Genomic DNA, 7546 nt, shown 5'->3' with positions numbered 1-7546 from the left:
CGGAAGGCGAGAAAAAGCCGCTCAAACCCGTGGACGCGATGCAGTGTTACGACTGTCACGCGCAGATCGAGGACATGCATACGGTCGGCAAGCACGCGACCGTGAACTGCGTGCACTGCCACGATGCCAGTGAACACGTCGAGACGGCCAGCACCCGGCGCATGGGCGAGCGGCCGGTCACCCACACGTCCCCTGAGGCCTGCGCCTCCTGCCATACCGCGCAGTTCAACTCGTTCGCCTCCGTGCGTCACGAGTCCCACCCGCGTTACGAAAAGGCAGCCCCAACCAGTCGTTCGCCCAAGTTCGACAAGCTGATAGGGGCGCACGGCTTTTCCTTTGAACACGCGGAACCCCGCAGCCACGCCTTCATGCTGGTGGATCACTTCATCGTTGACCGGGCCTACGGCGGCCGCTTCCAGTACAAGGACTGGACGAAGGTCACCGACGGCCTAGGCGCCGTGCGGGGAGCCTGGACGGTCATCGAGGATCAGGATCCATCGACCTCCGATCAGCGCCGCTTCCTGGCCCAGACGGCCACCGCGGCGAACCCGGTGTGTCTGAACTGCAAGACCCAGGACCACATCCTCGACTGGGCGTACATGGGTGACGAGCATGAAGCGGCGAAGTGGTCCAGGACTTCGAGCGTGGTCGAGTTTGCACGTGACCTGCACCACCCGGTGAACTGCTACATGTGCCACGACCCGCACTCGACCGAGCCGCGCGTGGTGCGGGATGGTCTGATCCATGCAGTCGTCGATCAGGGGCTCGGCACCTACCCCTATGACGAGGCCAAGAGCGAGCGGATCACGCTGACGCCGGTGACCTTCCAGCGTGGCGGCGAAGACTTCCGCAAGATCGGCTTGCTGAATGTCGCCGACTCCAACCTGATGTGCGGTCAGTGCCATGTCGAATACAACTGCAATCCTGGCTTCCAGCAGAGTGATGGCGCCGCGGTCGGCATGGACGATCGTCGTACCAACCACTTCTTCTGGGCCAACGTGTTCGACTACAAGGAAGCCGCGGAGCGGATCGATTTCTTCGACTTCCGCCACGTGACCACCGGTGCGCCGCTGCCCAAGCTGCAGCATCCGGAACTCGAGACCTTCTGGGGCTCGAAGCATGAGCGCAACGGTGTGGCCTGCGCGGACTGCCACATGCCGAAGGTCAAGCTGGAAAACGGCAAGGAGTACACCGTCCACAGCCCGCGCACCCCGCGCGACATGATGAACCGCGCCTGCCTGAACTGCCATGCAGACTGGACCGCGGAGCAGGCTGAGTACACGATCGACTACATCAAGAACTACACGCACGGCAAGATCATGAAGGCCGAGTTCTGGCTGGCCCAGATGATCGATCTGTTCCCCGTCGCAAAGCGGGCCGGGGTTTCCGAGGACGTCCTGGACGAGGCGCGCGTGCTGCATTACGACGCGCACCTCCATTGGGAATGGTGGACCGCCGAGAACTCGGTGGGCTTCCACAATCCCGATCAGGCGCGTGAATCGCTGATGATGTCCATCACCAAGAGCAAGGAAGCGGTCGCCAAACTGAATGCAGCCATCGACGCCCAGGTGGCGGCGAGGTAGCCCTCAGTGCCGACGACGGGGGGAGCCGGCGCAGTCGCCGGCTCCTTTTTCCATGCTTGGTTGCGGTCTTAAACAGATGTCAATGGCTTTTTCCGGTAGGTCCGCTGGTGTTTCAGGCCTTGGAGGCTCGATGCGCTCGGTCGCAGTGCTGAACCGGTGTGCTCCTGGCGTCGAGATGGGTTGCCCGGACTCTGGGGGTGACGCGTGATCCCGGAACTCGGCCAGTTCGTGGTGATTCTGGCGCTCGTGGTGGCGCTGATCCAAGGAACCCTGCCGTTGCTGGGTGCCCAACGCGGCGATGAGCGCCTGATGGCGTTGGCTCGTCCGCTGGCCCAGGCGCAGTTCACGCTGCTCCTGCTTGCGTTTTCGGCACTCGCGTGGTCGTTCCTCACTCACGATTTCTCGGTGAAGAACGTCGCACAGAATTCGTTTTCCCAGCTTCCGGCGATCTACCGGTTCACCGCGACCTGGGGGTCCCACGAGGGCTCGCTGCTGCTGTGGACGGTGATACTCGCAGGCTGGTCTGCGGCCGTTGCCGTATTCTCAAGGCAGTTGCCGCAGGAGATGGTGGCCCGGGTGTTGGCTGTGCTCGGGCTGGTCAGCGTGGGATTCCTCGCGCTGCTGGTGTTCACGTCGAACCCGTTTGAGCGGTTGTTCCCGATTCCGGCGGACGGGCGGGACTTGAACCCGCTGCTTCAGGATGCCGGGATGATCTCGCATCCCCCCTTGCTCTACATGGGCTACGTCGGGTTCTCGGTCGCCTTCGCCTTTGCGATCGCGGCACTGCTGTCGGGTCGTCTGGATGCGGCCTGGGCCCGCTGGTCGCGTCCCTGGACGACCACCGCGTGGACCTTCCTCACCCTGGGCGTGGCGCTCGGGAGCTGGTGGGCCTATCGCGAACTGGGGTGGGGCGGCTGGTGGTTCTGGGATCCAACCGAGAACGCTTCGCTGATGCCCTGGCTTGCAGGGACGGCGCTGATCCATGCGCTGGCCGCGACCGAGAAGCGCGGCGTATTCAGCAACTGGTCGGTGCTGCTCGCGATCGCGACCTTCTCCCTGTCCCTGCTCGGCACTTTTCTCGTCCGCTCCGGGGTGCTGTCCTCGGTGCACGCCTTTGCGGTGGACCCCACGCGCGGGTTGTTCATCCTGGTTTTCCTGGGCCTGGTGATTGGCGGGTCCATGACGCTGTACGCGCTGCGCGCCCCGCGCATGGTGGCCGGCGGCTCTTTCGCCTGGTTTTCGCGGGAGTCGCTGCTGCTCGCCAACAACGTGTTTCTGATCGCGGCGCTGGGTGCAGTGCTGCTCGGCACCCTGTATCCGCTGTTCCTGGACGCACTCGGGCTGGGCAAGATCTCGGTCGGCCCGCAGTACTTTAATGCGGTTTTCGTGCCGTTGGTCGCGCCCGCACTGTTCCTGGTCGGAATCGGGCCGCTTGCGCGCTGGAAAAAGGCGAGCCTGCCCGATCTGATGTGGCGGCTGAAATGGGCCTTCGGGGTGGCGCTTGTGACCGCGGCATTGCTGCCGCTCACCCTGGACGGGATGAACCTGCAGGTCACGCTGGGTCTGTTCCTCGCGCTCTGGATCCTTTTCACGGTGATCAAGGGCTTTGCGCAACGCCTGCAGCATGCGGGTCCGGATCGCTGGCGCCAGTTGCTGCGCCTGCCCCGTGCCTTCTGGGGCATGCAGTTGGCCCATGCGGGCCTGGCGATACTCGTGGTTGGCGTGACGATGGTGTCGAACTACGAGACCGAGCGCGACGTTCGGATGCCGATCGGCAGCCACGTGGAACTGGCGGGATACCGCTTCGTCTTTCACGGCGTGGAGGAGGTCCCCGGACCCAATTACCTCGCGGGCAGGGCCACGATGGAGATCACCAGCCCACATGGGCGCTCCTTCATGCTGTACCCGGAGAAGCGCAACTACGACGCGTCCGGGGCGATCATGACGCAGGCGGCCGTGCACTACGGACTGTTCCGCGACGTCTACATCTCGCTGGGCGATCCGTTGGGTGACGGCGTCTGGACGGTGCGCGTCTACCACAAGCCGTTCGTCGGATGGCTGTGGGCGGGCGCGCTGCTGCTTGCGATGGGTGGCGGGCTGGCGGCGGCCGACCCGCGCTACCGGATGGTGCTCAGGCGCCGCCGGGTGCCTGACGCCGAACCTGCGCTTGCGTCCGCGGCTGCTCCGGAGGTGCGTTGAGATGAGGCGCTGGATCCCGCTGGCCGTTGTCGTCGCCCTCGGAGCGTTTCTGTACCTTGGGCTATACCTGAATCCGAAAGAGGTGCCGTCGCCACTCGTGGGCCACACGGCACCTGACTTCACCCTTCCCGTGGTCGGCCGTCCGGGCGAGACGTTCTCGCCGGCGGATGTGCGCGGTGAGGTCTGGCTGCTGAACATCTGGGCGCCCTGGTGCAGCATCTGCCTGAAGGAGCACCGGGTCTTCCGCGACCTGATCGGAGATGACGTACCGGTATACGGCCTGACCTGGAAGGATCTCGATCGCGAGGCGGCTCCCCTGCTGGCACGGAACGGGAGCCCGTACGTGAAGGCCGTGGACGACGTCGATGGCCGCGTGGCGATTCGCTACGGGGTCACGGTGACGCCAGAGACGTTCGTGATCGATCACCAGGGCGTGATCCGAATGAAGCACGTGGGTCCGATCACGCCGCAGGTCTGGGAGCAGAAGTTCCGGCCTGTGCTGCGGGGGTTGCGGCCATGAGCCCTGCTGTCCTGGTTGCCGGCGCGCTGGTCTTCATGATGGCCCTGCCGTTGCCAGCGAGTCAGCCGGCGCTTCCGACCGCGGACGATCCCGTGCTCGAGGCTCGCCTGAACGAGCTGGCGGTGGACCTGCGCTGCGTGGTCTGCCAGAACGAATCGCTGGCCGAGTCGAGAGCGTCGCTGGCCCTGGATCTGCGCGCGGAAATCCGCGGGATGATGCGCAACGGCCTGACGGACGAGCAAGTGCTGGAATCCCTGGTCGCGCGTTACGGCGACTTCGTATTGTACCGCCCCCCGGTGAAGCCGTTGACCTATGCGCTCTGGGGCGGCCCTTTCGTTTTCCTGCTGATCGGAATCGGCCTAGCCGCTGCAACGCTGCATCGGCGCCGCTCGATGCCGGAGCCCGAAGCGGTCAGCCCCGAGGCCTTGCGCCAGGCGGCCAGGCTGTTGCGGACCGATCCCGTTTCCCCCGCCGGACAGGCTCCCGACGTCCCCGGAACGCCGCGGCCCCCATTGCAACAAGAGAGGTAAATCCCTTGAGCGCCACACTGAGTCTCATTGTCTTCTGGTTCGCTGCCCTGCTCCTGCTTGCGGCGGTTCTTGCATGGATCCTGCCCTCGGTGTTCCGGGGCCTCTTGGCACGTGAACGGTTGGACCGGCGGGACCTCAACATCGCGGTGTACCGGGACCAGTACCGGGAACTCGAAGAGGATCATCGCAATGGCCTGATCAGCGATGAACAGCGCGATGCCGCACGAGCCGAGCTGGAGATGCGTCTGGCCGAGGACGCTCTGGGTGCCGAATCCGAGCCGTCACGGCCCGCCCGGGACACGCGGCGTATGGGTTTCGCACTGGCCGGCGTGATTCCGGCGCTCGCCTGTGCGGGCTATCTCGCCGTCGGTGAGCCTGGGTTCATCGTCAAGGTGGCCGCGGCGGAGGAGGCCGAGCAGGAACGCCAACGGAAAATGCAGGAGGCGCTGCAGCGGTTGGACGGGCAGGTGGACCAGGCGCTCGCCGATCTCGAACAGGCCGTTCGCGAGAATCCCGAGGATGGAGTGAGTTGGGCCTTCCTTGCCAATGCCTATATCGCCCGGGACCGCTGGGAGGATGCCGAGTCGGCCTATGCCCGCGCCTACGGCCTGTTGCCGGAAAAGGCCGTCGTGCTGTCGGGGTATGCCGAGACCATCGCGGTGAATGCTGGCAGGGATCTGGACGGCCGCCCGATGGAACTGATCCGGCAGGCCCTGCAGATCGACCCCGAGGATCAGAAGGCCCTGGAACTGGCGGGCATCCACGCCTACCAGAACGAGGAGTTCACGACCGCCGCCTACTACTGGAACCAGGCCTTGGGCCAGATGCCGGAGGGCAGCCCGGCGCATGCGGAGTTGACCGCGATGGTGCGCGGTGCCCGCGTCCGTGGGCATACCGAGGCCTTTGGCGGGGCGGGGATGCTCGCGGCGCCGGCCTCCTCGATCAGCGGGATTGTGGAGATCTCTGCGGATCTGGCAGCACAGGTGCAGCCGGATGACATCGTCTATCTTTTCGCGCGCACCCGCGGTGCGGGAGCCCCGATCGCGACGTTGAGCACGCGCGTGGATCAGTTGCCGGTCGATTTCGTGATTGATGACGGCTTGGTCACCGATCCCGAACACCTGCTCTCCAATTACGAGAGCATTACCCTGGTGGCGCGAGTCTCGCGTGATGGCGACTCGCGCGCCCGCCCGGGTGACCTGGAGGGCGCGCTCGACACGGTCGACGTCGGCAGCCGCGGAATCCGCCTGATGATCGACACGGTGCGGCCCTGATGCGGACCGCTGTCCCCGGGAGCAACCCCAGCCGCGCAGCCGGAACGGGTGCTTGCGAGTGCACCCAGCGTTTGTGCCATTCATCGCCGCTCCTGAGGTTCTGAGGTGTCCTGTGCGTTCGGACGGACGGGCGGGAGAGGGCCATGGCGGAAGGGTGCAGACAGCCGGCTTGGCCGGTACATGAACCATCCACATGGACGGGGTCGTGCCTTCGGCCCGGCAACGCTTCCGTCTGAATTTCGGAGTGCCGGATGAATCTGTTCTGGGCCCTTGCGGCTGCACTGATTGCATTGTCCTTTCTGTTCGTGTTCGTGCCGCTCTGGCGGACCCGGGCGGAGGCATCGAAACCGCCCCGGGACCGGGGCAAGGACCTGGGCTTGAGCATCTACCGCAGCCAACTCGCCGAACTGGAGGCGGATCGGCGGGCCGGGGTGATCTCGGAGGCACAGTTCGTCGCGGCCCGCGTCGATCTGCAACGCAGTCTGCTGGAGATGGCGGGGAACGGGGCCGGAGCGGTTGGTGCGCCGAGACGTTCGTGGCGCTGGCCGGTGGCGGCCAGTGTGGCGGCGCTGCTGCCGCTCTTCGCGGTCATGATCTACACCGAGCAGGGTGGCGGGCCTTTGGCCCTCGATCCCCCCCGCCAGACGGCGCAGCCTGCGACCGGGCCCGAGGTGGTGGATCCTGAGGAAGAGGCGGCGATGATCATCGCTGCGCTGCAGGAGCGTCTGGAAGCCTCGCCGGAGGATCCGGTGGGCTGGGCGCTACTCGGGCGCGTATATCATGCGATGGGACGAACGCGTGCTGCTGTGGACGCCTACGCCAGCTCGCTGGAGCACGGCGGGGATCATGACCCGGACATCCTGGTGGACTATGCCGACGTTCTTGCGGCGCTGCGCAATGGTAACCTTGAGGGACGGCCAAGCGATCTCCTGCGCCGGGCGCTGGAGATCGACCCGGATCACGTGACCGGCCGGTGGCTTGCCGGAACCGCCGCGTTTCGTGCCGGGGACTATCCGGGAGCGCGCGAGCACTGGCAACGCATTGCACGGCAGATGTCGCCGCAATCGGAAACCGGCGCGATCATCCGGGCCAATCTTGCGGAGGTCGACGCGCTGATTGCGGGCGAACGCTGAATTCGGGATGGCCGTGAAAGGTCTCGCTGCTGGTTGCGGACCTCGGGCTGCGGCGATGTACTCCTGCGGATCGGCACGGTGCGTCCATGAGGGTTGCTGGTCCCGGGTTTGTTCGCTGCGTGCCGCGCAGGCACGACGGGCTGGCTCTTGACCGGGTCGTAAGGGATTACTGGAAATGTGCGGTTTAGCGTCCTATGGTTGAGGACGCGCTCCCCGTAGTCGGGGGTTGAGCTCTGGGTGGCTGCCGGCAGCCTGGCTCCGGCGCATGGCGCGGTTGACGGATCAGGAGGCGAAGTGATGAAGAAGC

Annotated in this window: 6 protein-coding genes; all 6 read left to right on the top strand. The window is 65.6% G+C overall.

The annotated features are described in order from the left end of the window. A partial coding sequence (locus EA346_RS13425; RefSeq protein ID WP_296759458.1) for an ammonia-forming cytochrome c nitrite reductase subunit c552 occupies positions 1 to 1583 on the top strand: 1583 nt, incomplete at its 5' end. Between the two features lie 204 nt (positions 1584 to 1787). Next, positions 1788 to 3782 (top strand): heme lyase CcmF/NrfE family subunit, encoded by a 1995-nt coding sequence (locus tag EA346_RS13420; protein ID WP_296759457.1) that lies wholly within the window; start codon positions 1788 to 1790, stop codon positions 3780 to 3782. A 1-nt stretch (position 3783) separates the two neighbouring features. After that, complete coding sequence (locus tag EA346_RS13415) at positions 3784 to 4302, top strand: DsbE family thiol:disulfide interchange protein (RefSeq protein WP_296759455.1); 519 nt, start codon at positions 3784 to 3786, stop codon at positions 4300 to 4302. After that, positions 4299 to 4832, top strand: a complete 534-nt coding sequence (locus tag EA346_RS13410) for a cytochrome c-type biogenesis protein (RefSeq protein WP_296759453.1) — start codon at positions 4299 to 4301, stop codon at positions 4830 to 4832. The genes EA346_RS13415 and EA346_RS13410 overlap by 4 nt, the downstream gene beginning before the upstream one ends. A 5-nt stretch (positions 4833 to 4837) precedes the next feature. After that, complete coding sequence (gene ccmI, locus EA346_RS13405; RefSeq protein ID WP_296759452.1) at positions 4838 to 6106, top strand: c-type cytochrome biogenesis protein CcmI; 1269 nt, start codon at positions 4838 to 4840, stop codon at positions 6104 to 6106. A gap of 251 nt (positions 6107 to 6357) precedes the next feature. Beyond that, entirely contained in the window at positions 6358 to 7239 is an 882-nt protein-coding gene (gene ccmI, locus EA346_RS13400; RefSeq protein ID WP_296759451.1) for a c-type cytochrome biogenesis protein CcmI, read from the top strand. Positions 7240 to 7546: the final 307 nt, after the last annotated feature.

Source organism: Thioalkalivibrio sp., from assembly GCF_007692535.1.
Lineage (GTDB): Bacteria > Pseudomonadota > Gammaproteobacteria > Ectothiorhodospirales > Ectothiorhodospiraceae > Thioalkalivibrio.
This window is presented reverse-complemented; position numbering and strand designations above follow the sequence as displayed.